The organism is Nocardia sp. NPDC055321, assembly GCF_053645575.1.
In genome coordinates, this window is record NZ_JBSHMS010000003.1 from 484,673 (window position 1) to 501,618 (window position 16,946).

The 16,946-nt window shown below is 69.5% G+C and carries 15 protein-coding genes; 10 read left to right on the plus strand and 5 right to left on the minus strand.

Annotated features, from left to right (window positions below; all coding sequences use genetic code 11):
• The first annotated feature begins 44 nt into the window (after positions 1–44).
• Positions 45–503 (plus strand): winged helix-turn-helix transcriptional regulator, encoded by a 459-nt coding sequence (locus ACWIGI_RS07020; RefSeq protein ID WP_454201423.1) that lies wholly within the window; start codon positions 45–47, stop codon positions 501–503.
• Between the two features lie 167 nt (positions 504–670).
• The gene (locus ACWIGI_RS07025) at positions 671–1,024 is read left to right on the plus strand and encodes a ribosomal subunit interface protein (protein ID WP_454201424.1); all 354 of its coding nucleotides are present in this window, start codon (positions 671–673) and stop codon (positions 1,022–1,024) included.
• Positions 1,025–1,114: 90 nt separating this feature from the next.
• On the opposite strand, the gene ACWIGI_RS07030 is transcribed toward ACWIGI_RS07025, so the two are convergent.
• A complete protein-coding gene (locus ACWIGI_RS07030) occupies positions 1,115–1,978 on the minus strand; it encodes a LuxR C-terminal-related transcriptional regulator (RefSeq protein ID WP_454201425.1) in 864 nt (287 codons plus the stop codon).
• A gap of 67 nt (positions 1,979–2,045) precedes the next feature.
• Between ACWIGI_RS07030 and ACWIGI_RS07035 the strand changes: the two genes are divergently transcribed.
• The 6 genes from ACWIGI_RS07035 to ACWIGI_RS07060 all read left to right on the plus strand — a co-directional run bounded on the left by ACWIGI_RS07035 (position 2,046) and on the right by ACWIGI_RS07060 (position 9,270).
• Positions 2,046–3,689, plus strand: a complete 1,644-nt coding sequence (locus ACWIGI_RS07035) for an AMP-binding protein (RefSeq protein ID WP_454201457.1) — start codon at positions 2,046–2,048, stop codon at positions 3,687–3,689.
• A complete protein-coding gene (locus ACWIGI_RS07040) occupies positions 3,686–5,395 on the plus strand; it encodes an AMP-binding protein (RefSeq protein ID WP_454201426.1) in 1,710 nt (569 codons plus the stop codon). Before ACWIGI_RS07035 ends, ACWIGI_RS07040 begins: the two co-directional genes overlap by 4 nt.
• A 41-nt stretch (positions 5,396–5,436) precedes the next feature.
• Positions 5,437–5,628: a hypothetical protein gene (locus tag ACWIGI_RS07045; protein WP_454201427.1), complete on the plus strand. Its 192-nt coding sequence runs from the start codon at positions 5,437–5,439 to the stop codon at positions 5,626–5,628.
• Positions 5,629–5,906: 278 nt separating this feature from the next.
• Positions 5,907–8,072, plus strand: a complete 2,166-nt coding sequence (locus tag ACWIGI_RS07050) for a hypothetical protein (RefSeq protein WP_454201428.1) — start codon at positions 5,907–5,909, stop codon at positions 8,070–8,072.
• Between the two features lie 272 nt (positions 8,073–8,344).
• The gene (locus tag ACWIGI_RS07055; RefSeq protein WP_454201429.1) at positions 8,345–8,536 is read left to right on the plus strand and encodes a hypothetical protein; all 192 of its coding nucleotides are present in this window, start codon (positions 8,345–8,347) and stop codon (positions 8,534–8,536) included.
• Positions 8,537–8,568: 32 nt separating this feature from the next.
• On the plus strand, positions 8,569–9,270 hold the full coding sequence (locus ACWIGI_RS07060; RefSeq protein WP_454201430.1) for a phosphoribosyltransferase: 702 nt from the start codon (positions 8,569–8,571) through the stop codon (positions 9,268–9,270).
• Positions 9,271–9,294: 24 nt separating this feature from the next.
• Here ACWIGI_RS07060 and ACWIGI_RS07065 read toward each other — a convergent pair whose 3' ends face one another.
• The gene (locus ACWIGI_RS07065; RefSeq protein WP_454201458.1) at positions 9,295–9,465 is read right to left on the minus strand and encodes a hypothetical protein; all 171 of its coding nucleotides are present in this window, start codon (positions 9,463–9,465) and stop codon (positions 9,295–9,297) included.
• 421 nt (positions 9,466–9,886) lie between these two features.
• Positions 9,887–10,249 (minus strand): MerR family transcriptional regulator, encoded by a 363-nt coding sequence (locus ACWIGI_RS07070; RefSeq protein WP_454201431.1) that lies wholly within the window; start codon positions 10,247–10,249, stop codon positions 9,887–9,889.
• A gap of 65 nt (positions 10,250–10,314) precedes the next feature.
• Between ACWIGI_RS07070 and ACWIGI_RS07075 the strand changes: the two genes are divergently transcribed.
• Positions 10,315–11,538, plus strand: a complete 1,224-nt coding sequence (locus ACWIGI_RS07075) for an MFS transporter (RefSeq protein ID WP_454201432.1) — start codon at positions 10,315–10,317, stop codon at positions 11,536–11,538.
• Positions 11,539–11,550: 12 nt separating this feature from the next.
• Here the strand turns inward: ACWIGI_RS07075 and ACWIGI_RS07080 are convergent, their stop codons facing one another.
• Positions 11,551–12,900 (minus strand): MFS transporter, encoded by a 1,350-nt coding sequence (locus tag ACWIGI_RS07080; RefSeq protein WP_454201433.1) that lies wholly within the window; start codon positions 12,898–12,900, stop codon positions 11,551–11,553.
• Positions 12,901–13,222: 322 nt separating this feature from the next.
• Here ACWIGI_RS07080 and ACWIGI_RS07085 point away from each other — a divergent pair, with 322 nt between their 5' ends.
• Positions 13,223–15,484 (plus strand): CocE/NonD family hydrolase, encoded by a 2,262-nt coding sequence (locus tag ACWIGI_RS07085; protein WP_454201434.1) that lies wholly within the window; start codon positions 13,223–13,225, stop codon positions 15,482–15,484.
• 107 nt (positions 15,485–15,591) lie between these two features.
• On the opposite strand, the gene ACWIGI_RS07090 is transcribed toward ACWIGI_RS07085, so the two are convergent.
• Entirely contained in the window at positions 15,592–16,671 is a 1,080-nt protein-coding gene (locus ACWIGI_RS07090; RefSeq protein WP_454201435.1) for an LLM class flavin-dependent oxidoreductase, read from the minus strand.
• Positions 16,672–16,946 lie beyond the last annotated feature (275 nt).

Consider the following 16,946-nt stretch of genomic DNA (forward strand, 5'->3'; position numbering starts at 1 on the left):
CTAACACCCTGAGTTCATAATGTGAATGTAGATAGAATGTCGCCATGGCACGAATCTGCTCGGTGGCGAACGCGCTCGAAGTGGTCGGCGAACAGTGGGCCCTGCTCGCACTGCGCGAGATCTTCCTCGGCGTGCGCCGCTTCGACGCCATCCAGGCGGCCACCGGCGCACCGCGCGCGGTCCTCGTGCGCCGCCTGAACACACTCGTCGAGGCCGGGGTGCTCGAACGCCGCGACTATCGCGAGCCCGGCGCGCGCACCCGCCAGGAGTACCGGCTCACCGAGGCCGGGCGCGAACTCCAGCCGGTTCTCACCGCGCTCATGCAATGGGGGGACAGGCACCTCGCCGGGCCCGCCGGCCCGCCGCTGGCCATCACGCACACCGACTGCGGGGCGCCCGTGCGCGCGACGCTGTGCTGCGAGCACGGCCATCAACTCGCGGACTCCGGCCACGAACTCACCGCGACTCCCCTACCGCCGCAGCGCAATACACGGCACGACTGAGCCCGCGCGCTCATCCGGCTCTCAGAATCGGCCGCGAACAATACCTTCCGGCGGCGTCGAGCGGGGGTGATCTTTCCAACCGGCTTTTGACGAGCCGATCGGTGGGAATACGGGTACTGTCGAGAATGTCAGCAAGTTCTCGGCAATCCCGAGAGATTGGAGATGCCATGCAAATCCAGGTCTTCGCCGACAAGCACGTCGGCGGTGGCGCGGCACTCATCGAGCGGGCGGAGGACGGCATCGCATCCGTCCTGGACCGCTTCGCCGAGCACCTCACGCGGGTGGAAGCCCACATCACCGACGTCAACGGCCACAAGAGTGGCCACGAAGACAAGCGCTGTAGCCTCGAGGCCCGCCCCAAGGGCCAGCCTCCGGTGGCCACCAATCACAAGGCCTCCACCGTCGAAGAGGCGTATCTGGGCGCCGCGGAGAGCATGGCGCATCTCCTGGACAGCAAGTTCGGCCGCCTGCACCACGCCAAGGGCGGCGAATCCATCCGGTTCCTGCCCGTCGAAGACTGACGACGCGGTAGTGGGCACGAGAACGGCGGTCGCTCGCGCGGCCGCCGTTCCTCCATCCGAATCGGTTACGGCGCAGAAGGTTTCGAAGTCCTAGGGCAGCAAGCCCGCACGACGAGCGCGGACCACGGCCTCGTGCCGGGTGCGCGCGCCGAGCTTGGTCATGGCGCTGCGCAGGTAGCTCTTCACCGTCTCCGCGCGCAGCGAAAGCCGCCGGGCCGCTTCGGCATTGGTGCAGCCCAAGGCGATCTGCGCGAGCACGTCGAGTTCGCGCGGAGCCAGGGTCACCGGCGGCCCGGCCGCGGCGATACCGGAGACCAGGCCCGCCAGCCGATCGGTGACCGCGCGCAGCCGATCCCGCACCGCGGCGTCCGGGATGCTCTGGCCGATCTCGCGCAGCTCCGCGTGCATGTCCCGAAGCTGCTCGGTGCCAACGACATCCGATCCGGCCGGGCCGGGATCGCCCGCGGCGCGCAGGCGCAGGCGCCGATCCACCTCGTCCCGGATCGCCAGTTCCGTACTCAGTCGCCGCCCGGCCCGCACCATTTCCTCGGCGATGCGATCACCGATGGGACCGGACTCGCGATTGGCCGCGTACAGCACCGCCCGCGCCTGCCCGGCCACCACGACCGGCACCGCCGTCACCGCCCGCAGCCCCTCCCCCAGCACCGGCCCGTCGTAGTGGTGGGTGATCGTGGACGCCGAGCGATAGTCCGCCACCGCCCGCGGCCGCCCGGTGGCCACGGCGCTGCCGCCCAGCCCGGAACTGGGCGCGACGATCAGCCCGCGCATGCTGTTCGTCCGGGTCCCCACGAACTCGCTGAGCACCAGGGTGCCCGCGCTCACCTCACCGCCGAAGACCACCGGCAGGCGGGAGATCGCCGCGATATGGCGCAGCTCCGCCCGCAGGGCGTCGGCGTCGCGCGGTCGCAGCAGCGGATCGGCCACAGGGGTCATCGGGTACCCCTTTCCGGGGGTAGTCGGCGGCGGGTGTGACCTGGATCCTATCGGTGTGAGCATCAGCATGGACCGGCTCCGGCCGGTGAGCTATTCCTTCGGGGTCTGGGACGCGCCGTTGCTCGGCGACACCATCGGCGCCGATCTGGACCGTACGGCCGCGGCCTTCCCCGATCGCGACGCGCTGATCGACCACCCCACCGGCCTGCGCTGGACCTATCGGGAGTTCGTGGCGGAGGTGGACGCGCTGGCGCTCGGGCTGCTGGCGGCCGGGGTCGGCAGGGGCGACCGGGTCGGCATCTGGGCGCCGAACTGCCCGCAGTGGACGCTGGTGCAGTACGCCACGGCCAAGATCGGCGCGGTGCTGGTCAACATCAATCCCGCCTATCGTTCGCACGAATTGCGCTACGTGCTGCGGCAGGCCGGAATTCGCACCCTGGTGGCCGCGCCGGCGTTCAAGACCTCGGACTACGCGGCCATGATCGAGCAGGTGCGCCCCGAATGCCCGGAACTCGAGCAGGTGGTGCTGCTCGAGAGCGACGAGTGGCGCGCCCTGCTCGAGACCGGGCGGGCCGCCGATCCGGAACCACTGGCGACCGCGCAGGCCGGACTCTCCGCCGACGACCCGATCAACATCCAGTACACCTCGGGCACAACGGGTTTCCCCAAGGGCGCCACGCTCAGCCATCACAACATCCTGAACAACGGCTACTTCGTCGGCGAGCTGTGCGGCTACACCGAGCACGACCGCGTGTGCGTACCGGTCCCGTTCTACCACTGCTTCGGCATGGTCATGGGAAATCTGGCGGCCACCAGCCACGGCGCGGCGATCGTCATTCCGGCGCCGTCCTTCGACCCGCGCGCGACGTTGGAAGCCGTTGCCGCCGAACGCTGCACCTCGCTCTACGGGGTGCCGACCATGTTCATCGCCGAACTCGCCGACCCGGAGTTCGACCGCTTCGACCTGTCGAGCCTGCGCACCGGCATCATGGCCGGATCGCCCTGCCCGGAACAGGTGATGAAGCAGGTGATCGAGCGCATGGGCATGCGCGAGGTGAGCATCTGCTACGGCATGACCGAGACGTCCCCGGTCTCCACCCAGACCCGCGCGGACGACAGCCTCGTCCAGCGCACCGCCACCGTCGGCCGGGCCGGGCCGCACATCGAGATCAAGATCGTGGACCCACTCACCGGGCTGACCGTGCCCCGGGGCGAGCCCGGCGAGCTGTGCACGCGCGGCTACTCGGTGATGCTCGGCTACTGGAACGACCCGGACAAGACCGCCGAGGCCATCGACGCCGCGCGCTGGATGCACACCGGCGATCTGGCCACCATGGACGACGACGGCTACATCGCCATCACCGGGCGCATCAAGGACATGGTGATCCGCGGCGGTGAGAACATCTACCCGCGCGAGATCGAGGAGTTCCTGTACACCCACCCGGACGTGCTCGACGCCCAGGTGATCGGCGTCCCGGACGCCAAGTACGGCGAGGAGCTGATGGCCTGGGTGCGCATGCGCGAGGGCGCGCCCGCGCTCACCGCCGCGGCGCTGCGCGAGTTCTGCCTGGGGCGGCTCGCGCACTTCAAGATCCCGCGCTACGTCCACGTGGTCGACGAGTTCCCCATGACCGTCACCGGCAAGATCCGCAAGATCGAGATGCGCGAGATCGCCGCGCGCCTGCTCGACACCACCGAGGAGCAGTCATGACCGCCACCGCCAACATCGCCGCCTACCGCGCCGCCCGCGACCATCTGCTGGCCACCGCGACCGACTACGACGCGGCCGTCGCCGGTTTCGAGTGGCCCCGGCTCACCGGCGAATTCAACTGGGCCACCGACTGGTTCGACGGCTTCGCGCGCGGCAACGACAACCTCGCACTGTGGATCACCGAGGAGGACGGCAGCGAGCGGCGCGTCACCTTCGACGCCATGGCCACCCGTTCGGACCTGGTCGCGACCTGGCTGTCCGGGCTGGGCGTGCGCAAGGGCGACCGGGTGATGCTCATGCTCGGCAACCAGGCCGAACTGTGGGAGGCCATGCTCGCGGTGGCCAAGCTCGGCGCGGTCATCATGCCGACCACCGCCGCCCTCGGCCCGGACGACCTGCACGACCGAATCACGCGCGGCGGTGCGGGTTTCGTCATCGTGAACACCGCCGACACCGCCAAGTTCGAACACGTTCCGGGCGAGTACACCCGAATCGTGGTGGGCGAACCCGTGATCGGCTGGCACGCGTACCGCGCGGCCGACGACGTCGTCTCTGCGGGCCCGTTCACCCCCGGCACCACGGTCGAGGATCCGCTGCTGGTGTACTTCACCTCCGGCACCACCAGTCGGCCGAAGATGGTGCAGCACTCGCAGATCAGCTATCCGGTCGGCCACCTGTCCACCATGTATTGGATCGGCGTGCGGCCCGGCGACGTGCACCTGGCCATCAGCGCGCCCGGCTGGGCCAAGCACGCCTGGAGCTGCTTCTTCACCCCGTGGCTGGCCGAGGCCACCATCTTCGTCTACAACTACGCCCGCTTCGACGCGGCCGCCCTGCTCGGGCAGCTGCGCCGCGCGGAGGTGAACACGTTCTGCGCGCCACCGACGGTGTGGCGCATGCTGATTCAGGCCGATCTCGGCGAGCATCCGGCGGGGCTGCGCGAAATCCTCGGCGCGGGTGAGCCTCTCAACCCGGACGTGATCGCACAGGTCGAGAAGGCGTGGGGGCTGACCATCCGGGACGGGTTCGGGCAGACCGAGACGACGCTGCAGATCGGCAATACTCCAGGCCAATCGGTCAAGCCCGGGTCGATGGGCCGCCCGGCGCCGGGAGTGCCGGTGGTACTTGTCGATCCGATCTCCGGAGATGTCGCCGACGAGGGCGAAATCTGTCTCGACCTGGGCTATGATCCGGTCAACCTGATGACCGGATATCTGGGCGATCCGGAACGCAATGCCGTTGTCACGGCGGGGGGCTTCTACCACTCCGGTGATGTGGCCGCCCGCGACGAACACGGATACATCACCTATATCGGCCGCACCGACGACGTCTTCAAGTCGTCGGACTACAAGGTGTCGCCCTTCGAGCTCGAAAGTGTGCTCATCGAACACCCGGCCGTGGTCGAAGCGGCCGTCGTACCGCAACCGGACGACACGCGTCTGGCGATTCCGAAGGCATATGTTTCGCTCGCCGCCGGCTGGGAACCCGATCGCGAAACCGCCCGAGCCATCCTCGAATACGCCCGCGATCACCTGGCGCCGTACCTGCGCGTACGCCGACTGGAGTTCACCGAGCTACCGAAGACCATTTCCGGCAAGATCCGCCGCGTCGACCTGCGTCTCCGTGAGGAGCGGGCGCACGCCGCGGGAACACCCATCTCCACCGAGTTCCGCTACGAGGACGTTTTCACCGATACCGCTTCCTGATTCGCACGCCGCCCATTCCGACGACAGATTGGAGTCCATGCGTGTCCCACACCGTGGAAACCGCCACTGCCTACGTGATCGCCGCCCTGGAGGTCAAAGGCACCGCCTCCCGTGACGATTTCGACGTGCACGGCATTGTCAGCGCGACGCACACCATCGCCGAGACATGGGATTTCCACTCGGTGGACCGCGGTCGTTTCTGGGGCATCGTGGCCAGTTTCCTGAGGCCCTGATCGGCGTCGCCCCCATCGCCACCGGCTCGCCCGGTGGCGCCCGCGGCACTCGGATTCCGGCCGGTTCCACCCCTGCGGGCCCGGCCGGAATCCGATCACGCCTCCGGACCGTGCGACGTCCGGCGGAGCCCGGTGGAAACGGGGCGAAACGGATCCGGTCATGGCAAAGCCTTGTTCCGTTCACCCGCTTGCCCTAGCCTCCGATCCTCGTGAGGACTAGCGCGGAAACCGAACCGCGAAGAGATGTACGCGTCTGGGGGACGGTTACCGCGCTCGGAGTGATCGCCGGTTATCTGGCTGTCCTGCTGGCCGATCCACGTCACTTCTACACCGACGACACCGAAGCCCAGTACGTGCCGATGTGGCAGCTGCTCGGCAACGAATTGCGCGAGGGCCGTTTCCCGGCGCTGGTGCCCTGGGAATGGATGGCGGGCAACTACTCGCTGGAAGAGGCGGCGATCTACAACCCGCCGCAACTGCTCGTGTATCTGCTCGCGCCGTCCGTGGACAACCTGGCCGTGTACGCGACGGTCGTGAAACTGGTGTTCGCGATCATCGCGGCGCTCGGCGTCTACCGCATCTGCCTGGCCTACGGCGCCAAACCCGCCTGGGGCGCGGTCGCGGGCGTGGCCTTCCCGCTCAGCGGCTGGTTCCTGTTCTTCGACCAGGCCAGCTGGTTCACCTCGCAGACCGGCACCGCGTGGCTGCTGCACGCCTGGGCCTCGGCGGTGCTGTACGCGCGCGGGCGCAGCGGGCCGATTCCGGTGTTCGTGTTCCTGTGGCTCGCGCTGACCATCCAATACGTCTTCCCCGCCGTGGAGGCGGGTCTGATGATGCTCGCGGTGATCGCCGGTGAGTACATCTACCAACAGCATTGGGCCGTGGTGCGGCGCCTGGTGCTGGCCTCGGGCTGCGCGGCGCTCGCGGCGCTGGTGGCCAATCTTCCACTGCTGCTGTCCTCCCAGGTCACCTGGCGCGGGGACGCGCGCATCCGCAACGAGCCGTTCCTGACGGTCCCGTGGTCCGAATCGCTCAACGCCAGCCTGCCCAGCACGACGCCTGCCTTCCACGCCTGGTGGGGGTACGTGCAGCCACTGCCCATGGTCTACGTCGCGTGGTTCCTGATTCCGGCGCTCGCCTTCATCGACTGGAAGGCCGCGCGGCATTCGGTGCGCGAGTTCAGCGGAATGGCGCTGTTCGCGGGCGGCATGCTCATGTGGACCGCCGGACCGGGCGCGGTGGGACCGCTGCGCTGGCCCGCGCGCGTGCTGCCCATGGTGGCCATCGGACTCCTGGTGCTGGTGTGCGTACTGCTCAGCAGGCACGGCACATTCGCGTCCTCGCGACGGCGGGCGATCGCCGGGCTGGCGCTCACCGGCATCCTGTTCGTGCGCTCGTTCTCGGCCGCACCGGAATTGATCCTGCGCCATCTGCTCGCGGTGGCGACCGTGGTCGGCGTCGGTGCGGGGGTGCTGTGGCTGGCGCGCAATCGCGGTGCGGCACTGGCCAGCGCGCTGATCATCGTGGCCATGTTCCCGATCGCCTTCGCCCAGGTGAAGGCCGCGCCGTCGACGCCCATGTCGTACAACTTCCCCGAACGCCGCTCGACCATGACCGACGCCTTCCCGCGCTTCCCCGGTCTCACACTGCAATTGGCCGATCGCGCGATCCTGCGTCCGGAGGACAAGAGCGTCGAACGGGCCTGGGGATCGCTGGCCATCGGCAGCTACGCCAAGAACCTCGGGCAGCAGTACGTCAACGGGTACACCCCGGTCGGGCACGCGGCCTTCAGCGGGCTGCTGTGCATCGCCTGGGACGGCAGCACCTGCCCGGACGCGTACCGCCGCGTCTTCACCGCCGAACCCTCCACCGGGCGCACGATCGCCGACCTGATGAAGGTGGACCGGGTGGTGCTGCACGTCGCGCAGTACCCGGGCATCGACGCCAATCCGGCGCCGGAGGGCTGGAAATGGGTCGAGCAGCCCGGGCACGAGGAGTACATCCGGGTGCTCGAGCGTGAGGGCGGGCTGGCCTCCATCGTGAACGGGGCCATCGCGGACACCAGGGGCGTGAGCGCGGTGTCGACGATGGTCGACGGGGTGAGCGCCCGGGCCCGGGTGACTTCCGCCGACGGCGGCCGCATCGTGTTCAACCGGCTGGCGTGGCCCGGTTACCGGATCACGCTGAACGGCCGCGAACTCGAGCACACCGAGATCGCCGGAACCTTTCTGGCCGTCGACATTCCGGCCGGCACCTCCGAGGCCGATCTGGAGGTGAGCTGGATGCCGCCGGGCTGGGAGATCAGCCTGGCCACGGCCGGCATCGGCGTGACCGGGGTCGGGTTCCTGCAGTGGTCGTACCTGCGCAATCGGCGGCGCGACGCCGGTGTGCCGCCAGGTGAGCGACTGCACCCGGCGCGGGATCAGAGTCTCGTCAGCAGCTAGTACGCATTGCGAAGGATGTGCGCGGCGAAAAGCCGCGCACGCCTTCGCGATTCGGCCATTCTTCTAGCACCGCCCACAGCGAATGACCGTTTTGTCCGATGAATCGGGCGATCGGTCCGGAGATTGCCCGCAATGCGCGGCAGCACAATGGAATCCGCGCGCGACCGATCCGCGAAGCCGCAGGTCGCCCTGGCGTACACTGGTGATCTGCCTGACTGAGACGTTGTGATCAACGCTCATGAACCGCGGCAGCTCAATGGAGAGGGCATGCGATGACGATGGTTGCTGAGCAGATCATCCGTCTCGCCCGCATCCCGCTGGGCCGCCGAACCCGGCCGCACACCCCGGCCGCGCATCACCTCCGCAGCACCCCTGCGGCACTACTTCGAATTACCGGTGAGTGGCCGATGCCCGCGCCCGGCGGCGGGATGCCCGCCGTGCGCGTGCTGTCGACACCGGGCTGACACGCACAGTCGGGGACTGTATGCCGCCTTACTTGGACCGCAATGACGCGGGACGGCAGTTGGCCGGACTGCTGTCGGCCTTTCGCGGCCGCGACGTGGTGGTGCTCAGCCCACCCGGCGCGGGCGTGCCGGTCGCCTACGCGCTGGCCGCCAGGCTGCGCGTGCTGCTCGACGTCATCCTCATCCGGCCGCTGACGGTGCCGCGCCGGCCCGACCTCGTCTACGGACTGCTCGGCGAGGATCGCTCCCTGCTGATCGACACCGCGGCCCTCGCGCACGGGGCCATCGAAGATCCCGAACGCGCGCACACCGAGAAGGAGCAGGAGAACATATTGCGGCACAACGCTTTCGACCTGCGGGGCCATCGGCCGCGGGTCAGTCTGGACGATCGGACGGTCGTGATCGCCGAGGAGTTCGTCACCGACGCCACCGCACTGCGCGACGCCTGCCGTATGGCGCGGCTGCAGGGCGCGATCCGGATCGCGGTCGCGGTCAGCGTCGGGGACCCGCGCGAGCTGGACACGCTCAGCGTCTACGCGGACAAGATCGTCTGTCTGGAGCCCGCGCCCCGGGCCGCGCCCGACACGATTCGTGAGCTGACCACCACGAACGCCGAGATCGCCGCGATGCTGGCGGACAATCACGCGGCCGAATGGTCCCGGGTCACCGAGGTGCTCGGTGATCGGAGCGTGCCGCCGATCCGGAGCTTCCCGCTGCGCGATCCCTGCGCCTGAACGGGCGTATCGGCCCGTTCGAGTTCAGTCCGCGGCGGGCGGCTCGGCCTGCTCGGGCCGGGGCGCGGGGGCGAGCCGGATCACGCCCGCGTCGAGGTCGAGTTCGACGCGCGGCTTGTGCGTCTGGCCGTCGCCGTCCTGGCCGCTCTCGTCGTTCAGCTTCTGGCCCGGAAAGAGTTCACCCATGATGCCCACGCGTCCACGATAGGCGCTCGTGCGGGGTGCGCGCCGCGACGGAATCCCCGCGCGCCTTTCGACCTGGGGAGATTCACCCCCGGACATGGGCAACGGCCCGGAAGCTGCGGACCTCCGGGCCGTTTCGTACTCCGGGCGCCATGCACGTATCCAATGTCCCGCCGACACCCGACCGGGTACACCCGCGACCGTGACCGAGCTCGAACGCCACGACCGCCGACAATTCCCGCCCGGCGTGCAGTGGCGGTACACCCATGACGCCCGGAGCAGACCGGTGCAGCTTCACGAGGAGCTTGCGAATCTCCGCCGGTCACAGCAAGTGTCGCGCGGTTGAACACACAACGTCGACACGACAAGACCAACTGGCACTCCAGGTCGCCCGGTTGGCACTCCAGGTCCGCCGGAGGGCTGTCCGGCGAGGTCAGGCGTTGGCCCGGACGGCCTCGAGATACTCCGCGATCGCGCTGCGATTGCGGGCGAGGCAGTCGATCCGATGGGACATGCGGGCGAGTTCGGTTTCCAGGAGCTCGAGCATTTCCGGGGTGGCGTCGTCGAAAACGATGGTGCGAGGCTTGTCGAGGCAGGGCAGGATCTGTTTGATGATGCGGGTGGGCAGACCGGCGTCGAGGAGTCCGCGAATCTGGACGACGCGGTCGACGAAGCGCTCGTCGTAGCTGCGGTAACCGTTTCCGCAGCGCTCGGCGGCCAGCAGGCCCTGCTCCTCGTAGTAGCGCAGCAGCCGGCGCGAGGTTCCGGTCCGTTCGGCCAGTTCTCCGATGCGCATATGCCGTACCTCACAGGTTCTCGCGTTGACCTTCACATCAATGTGAAGGTTCGAGCATACCGTTCATGAACACACCGAACACGTTCCCGCCCATCACATCTGCCGCGCCGGAACCGACGGCGAAGCTGCCCACCGGCGCGCTGCTGGCCCTGGCGACGGCCGTCTTCGTCACCAGTCTCACCGAGACGCTGCCCGCCGGGGTGCTGCCCGCGCTCAGCGGCGACCTGGGGGTCGGCGAATCGGCCGCGGGGCAGTCGGTGACCATCTACGCGATCGGCACCGCGCTGACGGCCATCCCGCTCACCGTCGCCACCGCGGGCTGGCCGCGCAAACGACTGCTGCTGACCGCCATGACCGGATTCGCGGTCGCCAACACCGTCACCGCGCTCTCCTCGAACTACGGGCTGACCATGACCGCGCGCTTCCTGGCCGGGGTGGCGGCCGGCCTGGCCTGGGCGCTGATGGCCGGGTACGCGCGGCGGCTCGCGCCCGAGCACCTGCGGGGCAAGGCGGTCGCGATCGCCATGGCGGGCATTCCGGTCGCGCTGTCGCTCGGTGTGCCCGCCGGCGCGTTCATCGGGCAGGCGGTGGGCTGGCGCGCGGCCTTCCTGTCGATGACGGCGCTCACCGTCGTGCTGCTCGGCTGGATTCGGTTCGGGGTGCCCGATCAGCCGGGGCAGGCGGCCGGGGAGCGCACGCCGATCACCCGCGCGCTGAGCGTTCCCGGGGTGCGGCCGGTGCTGTTCGTGACGCTGACATTCGTTCTGGCGCACACGATTCTGTACACCTACATCGCGGCGCTGCTGGCGGACGCGGGTATGGCGGACGCGACCGGCGCGGTGCTGCTGGTGTTCGGCGCCGCGTCCCTGGCGAGCCTGTGGTTCGTGGGCGCGCACATCGACCGGCGGCTGCGGGCGCTGACCATCGCGAGCGTGCTGCTCGTCGCGGTCGCGGCGGGAATCCTTGCGGCACTTGCGAGCAACCCCGCGCTGGTCTATCTGGCCGCCGTGCTGTGGGGACTCGGCTGGGGCGGGCTGCCGACCCTGCTGCAGACCGCCGCCGCCGACGCCGGTGGGGAGGCGGCCGAATCCGCACAGGCGATGCTCGTCACGCTGTGGAACGTGGCCATGGCGTTGGGCGGCGGGGCGGGCGGGGTGTTGCTCGGCTGGTTCTCCGCGGGGGCGCTGCCGTGGAGCGTGCTGGTACTGCTGGTGCCCGTCGCGGTTGCGGTCGGAGTGGCTCGGGCGCACGGATTTCCGGCGCGGAGAGAGGTCGCGACCCCCGCGTGATCGATGCCGAACCTACGGGTTGCGTGATCTCGGGGCGGGCGTACGCGCGCGGCCGAAGGCGCGCAGGGCGGGGATCGAGACCAGCATGAGGAGAGCGGGGGCCACGGTGAAACCCAGGAGCATGCCCAGTTTCGCGCCGTCGGACTGCGCCACCGGGGCATCCCAGGTGGTCGCGGCGTACCCGGAGACGGCGAGCGCCACCGAGAAGAGCGCCGGGCCGACGGCCATACCTGCGGTCTCCCCCGCCGTCCACAGGCCGGTGAACGTCCCCGCCTGCGTCTGACCGGTGCGGTCGGCGTCCGCGAGCACGGTATCGGGCAGCAGGGCCAGCGACAGCAATTGCAGTGCCGCATAGCAGATTCCGAGCAGCGCGATCAGGATCAGCGCCGGAATCGAGCCGCCGAGGGCCACACCCGGCAGCAGCAGCGCCGCGCCCGCCGCGTAGCCCACCGTCGCGACGAGATAACAGCGAAGCCTGCCGTACCGGCGCGCGAGCCGCTCCCAGACCGGGATGGCCAGCGCGCTCGGCGCGACCAGGCAGACGAACAGGACCGAGGTCATGCCGTGACCGCCCAGCCAGTACGTGGCGATATAGGGCGCCGCGGCCAGCATGACCGCGACCGCGACGGCCTGGATGATGTACACGGTCAGCAGCGCGAAGAAGGCCCGGTTGCCCCGGGCCGCGCGCACCGCCGCGATCAGCCCGAGCGAGTGCCCCGGACTCGATCGCACCCAGCGCGTGCCCAGCGCGGCGGTGAGCAGCGCACCCAGCATCAGCGCCCCGACCACGACGCCCATCAGCAGGTACCCGGCGCGGCCGCCGCCAGCGGTGGCCGCGAGCACCGGTGCGATCCCACCGCCCAGCAGAATGCCGATCGTCAGATAGATGACACGGCGCGCGGTCACGCTCGTCCGGCCCGCCGTGTCCGACGCCATCTCCGCGGGCAACCCCACGTACGGAACCTGGAACAGCGCATAGGAACTGGAGGCGAGCACGAACACGACCGCCACCCACGCCGCACCGGCGGCCCCCGTGAACGGCGAGAGGAACATTGCCGCGAACAGCACGGGCAGCGATACCGCGCCCCACAGCAGCAGCACCGTCCGGCGGCCGGTGCGCACGGCTTCGCGATCGCTGGCCGCGCCCACGATGGGATTGAGGACGACATCCCAGAGTTTGGGCAGCGCGACCACGAGCCCGGCCACGCCCGCGGCGACACCCAGCACGTCGGTCAGGTAGTAGAGCAGCAGCAGGCCGGGGACGGTCGCGAACACCGCGGTGCCGACCGAGCCGACGCCGTAGGCCGTCAGCCTGCGGCGGGTCAGGGACTCCGCCCGGCCGGGCTGGCTATCGAGCGACATGATGGCCTCCCGGAACACATTCGGCAGCACCATGCCCCGGAACGCCGCGACCGGACGAGCCGAACATGCTGTGCGACAGGAGAATATCCGGGTCGGCGGCCGGCTGCTCGGTCATCGTCCACTCCCACCTGCGAACGCCGGTCACCCGTGTGGCGCCGGCCGGCGCCGAACTCTATGCCGACCCCTCCCGAGGACAGCGACATTGACTCAGCGTGATCGCATCTCTTGTCGCGTCGAGCGAAACTCGGTCGGGCCCAGCGGATAAGAACCGCGATGACGAGAACCCGCGCTTCCTGGTCAGTTGACTAATATCGTGTGCACGGTGTCCCCACACCGACGCCTGATCGCACCATTGCTCGCGCTCGTCCTCGCCGCGCTGGGCGCCGCGCCCGCGGCACAGGCGGCACCCGACATCGGAACCGGTCGCGGGTCGGTGACCGCGGGGTACCTCGAAGGAGCGACGCCCGGGGCACGGGTGGAACTGCTCGACGGCGACGCGCGAATCGTGGGGCGCGGCAGCGTCGATCGGCTCGGCTCGTATCTGGTGCGCGATCTGCGGCCGGGAGCGGACTACCGATTCCGGGTCGATGGGCACAGCGGCAACGAATTTCGGGTGCTGGACGGTACCGCCCCGCCGCAGTCGCACTACGACGAGCAGCGGCTGCTGCCCGGCATGAACTACGTGCGCATGCGGGACGGCATCACGCTGGCGGCGTTCGTGCGGCTGCCGTTCGGGAAGACGCTGGCGGACGGGCCTTTTCCCACGGTGATCGAATACTCCGGGTACCAGACCGCCGCACCGAACCCGCTGGTGCTCGGCGCGGCCACCGGACTGCTCAAGGCCCGCGATCCGCTGGCGCCGGCGAACGGATTGGTGCTGGGCGCCGAACTCGCACCCGATATCGGCTTCGCGTCGGTCAGCGTGCAGATGCGCGGAAGTGGCTGCTCCGGTGGCGCCTACGATCTGTTCGACTATCCGACCGTCTACGACGGGTACGACACGGTGGAAACCGTTGCCGCCCAGCCCTGGGTCGCCGGGCACAAGGTCGGCCTGGTCGGCATCTCGTACTCGGGGATCTCGCAGATCGCCGTCGCCGGGACCGAGCCGCCGAGCCTGGCAGCCATCGCGCCGATGAGTCTCACCGATGATCTGCACTCCACCGGATTTCCCGGCGGGATCTTCAATACCGGTTTCGCCGACACCTGGCTCACCGAACGGCAATCCGATGCCGTGCCCGGGCCGGACGGCGGGCAACCCTATGTGCGGCAGCTGATTCAGCGGGGCGACACCGCGTGCGCGGCGAATCAGTCGCTGCGACTGCAGACTCCGAGTCTGCGGCAGCTGGTCGCCGACAACCCCGAACGGAATCCGGACGTGTTCGACCACCGGTCACCGTCGACGTGGGCTCCGAAGGTGCGGGTGCCGGTCCTGCTGACAGGTGCGTTGCAGGACGAGCAGGTCGGGCCGCAATGGACCCGGATCATCGACAGGTTCGACGCGAATCCCGATGTGTGGGTTCGGATCATCAACGGCGCGCACTTCGACTCGCTCGGGCCGCAGATCCTGAGTCAATGGTGGGAGTTCCTGAACATCTTCGTGGCGGATCGGGTTCCGCCGCCGTCACCGGCGCTGGAAACGCTCAGCACCGTGATGTACGCGGCCATCACCCGGTCGCCGGCGATCCGGGTCGACAGCGCGCGGCTCTCGGGTGCGCCGTCGGTGGCGGCGGCCAGGGCGGCGTTCGCGAACTCGCCGCGGGTCGAGGTCTTCTACGACAACGGCGCGGGTGCGGCGGGGGTGGGTGGTCTCGCCGCGCCGTGGTCGCTGGGGCTGGATGGGTGGCCGTCGGCGCAGATATCGCCAGCCACATGGCATCTGGGGGACGGCGGCGTGCTGTCGACCGCCCCCGGGGCCGCGGGGAGCCTCGACTTCCGGCCCGACCCGGCTGCCCGGCCGGCCGGAACACTCGATGTGGTCGGGCCGTCCGACATTCCCTGGCAGCCGATTCCGCCGTACAACTGGGCACCGCTACCGGGGGAGGCCGGGGTCGGATTCACCTCGCCGGTGCTGGACCGGGACGTGGTGACGGCCGGGCCCGCCAGTCTGGATCTGCGGTTGTCGAGCACCGCGCCGGTGACCGATCTGCAGGCGACGGTCACCGAGGTGCGGCCGGACGGCCGGGAGACGTACGTGGCCAGCGGCTACCTGCGATCGTCCTTCCGGGCCGTCGACGCGAATGCGACCGAGCTGCAACCGGTTCGGTCGTTCCGTGATCCCACCGACCTGCCGTCGGGCTTCAGCGAGGCGCGGATCTCGATCGATCCGTTGGCGCACGCGTTCCGCGCGGGTTCTCGAATTCGCGTCACTCTCACCGCACCCGGCGGGGACCGTACGTCGTGGCGGTTCGACACCCCCGCGACGGATGGGCTCGTCGTGGACACGATTCTGCTGGGGGCGGGCGGGTCGTCCCTGGTGCTGCCGGTGATCCCCGGGGCCGTCGCGGGCGCGCCGCTGCCCGCCGACTGCGCCGGGCTGCGCGGTCAGCCGTGCCGGGCGTACGTGCCCGCGTTCAACGGCGGCTGATCGCCGCGGAAGTCCTTCCGCCGGTGCTTCTTTCGACCGTCGGAAGGACTTCCGGGCGGTGGTCCGATGCAGCCCCGACGCGCTGTCGGCGAAAGCCGCTGGACCGGTTACTTCTTGACCAGCGGCAGTACACCCTCACCGAACCAGTACGCCTCCTCGATGTGCGGCTGACCCGAGAGGATGAAGTGGTCGACGCCGACGGCACGGTACTGCTCGATGAGGTCGGCGACCTCGGAGTGGCTGCCGACCAGGGCCGTGCCCGCGCCCGGGCGCACCAGGCCGTAGCCGGCCCACAGTCCGGGGTACACCTCGAGGCTGTCGCGGTCGGCGTTCAGTTCGAGCTGGCGGCGCTGCCCTTCCGACTCGCCCTGCTGCAGGCGCGCCCGCGCGAGGTCGATGATGACCGGGTCCATGCGGGACAGCAGGTTTCGGGCCTCGGCCCAGGCCTGCTCGCGGGTGTCGCGGGTGATGACGTGTGCCCGGATGCCGAAAGTCAGTGTCCGGCCGTGCTTCTCGGCCCGGGCGCGCACGTCCTCGATCAACGCGCCGACGGCGGCGGGCGGTTCGGTCCACGTCAGATAGGTGTCGACGTTCTTGGCGGCGACCTCGCGCGCCGCGTCGCTCGCCCCGCCGAAGAAGACCTCCGGCACCGGTGACGGCGCGGGCAGCACCATGGCGCCGGTCACGTCGTAGTACTCGCCCTTGAAGTCGCTCGGCTGCCCGGTCCACGCCTTACGGATGACCTGCAGGAACTCGTCCGTGCGGGCGTACCGCTCTTCCTTGGACAGGTAGTCCCCGAACCGGGCCTGCTCCTCCGCGTCACCGCCGGTCACCACGTTCAGCGCGATCCGCCCGCCCGACAGCTGTGCGAAGGTCGCGGCCTGCTGCGCGGCGAGCGTAGGCGTGATCAACCCCGGCCGGAACGCGACCAGGAATTTGAGCCGCGAAGTCTCCGGAATCAAGGCGGCCGTGGCGATCCACGCGTCCGCGCACCACGTGCCCGTAGGCGTCAGCACAGCCTCGAACCCCAACTGCTCCGCGGTCTTGGCCACCAGCGCCAGATAGTCCAGACTCGGCGCCCGGTGCGCCGACGCGGTCCCGATCACCCCCGCCGACTGCAAAGCCCCGATCACTTCCCGCCCGTCCCCCGAAGTCGGTAGATACCAATGGAAGTGCGGATCACCCATACGCCAAACTCCTTCGTGACCGGCCGGCGAAACTCGTTCCGGCCGCAGCCCTACAGGGTTCCACGCGGGGCGTGGGTCCCGAAGGGTTACGGCGGAGCTGATCCGAATTGCGGCGGCCGCCGCGGGGTCGGTTGCGGCCCATCGGCCGTCGGAGGATTTAGCGAGGCGTATATACGAAAAAGGTCAGGCCCGGCGAATCCGCCGGGCCTGACCTTTATACGTGGAGCTAAGGGGACTCGAACCCCTGACCCCCACACTGCCAGTGTGGTGCGCTA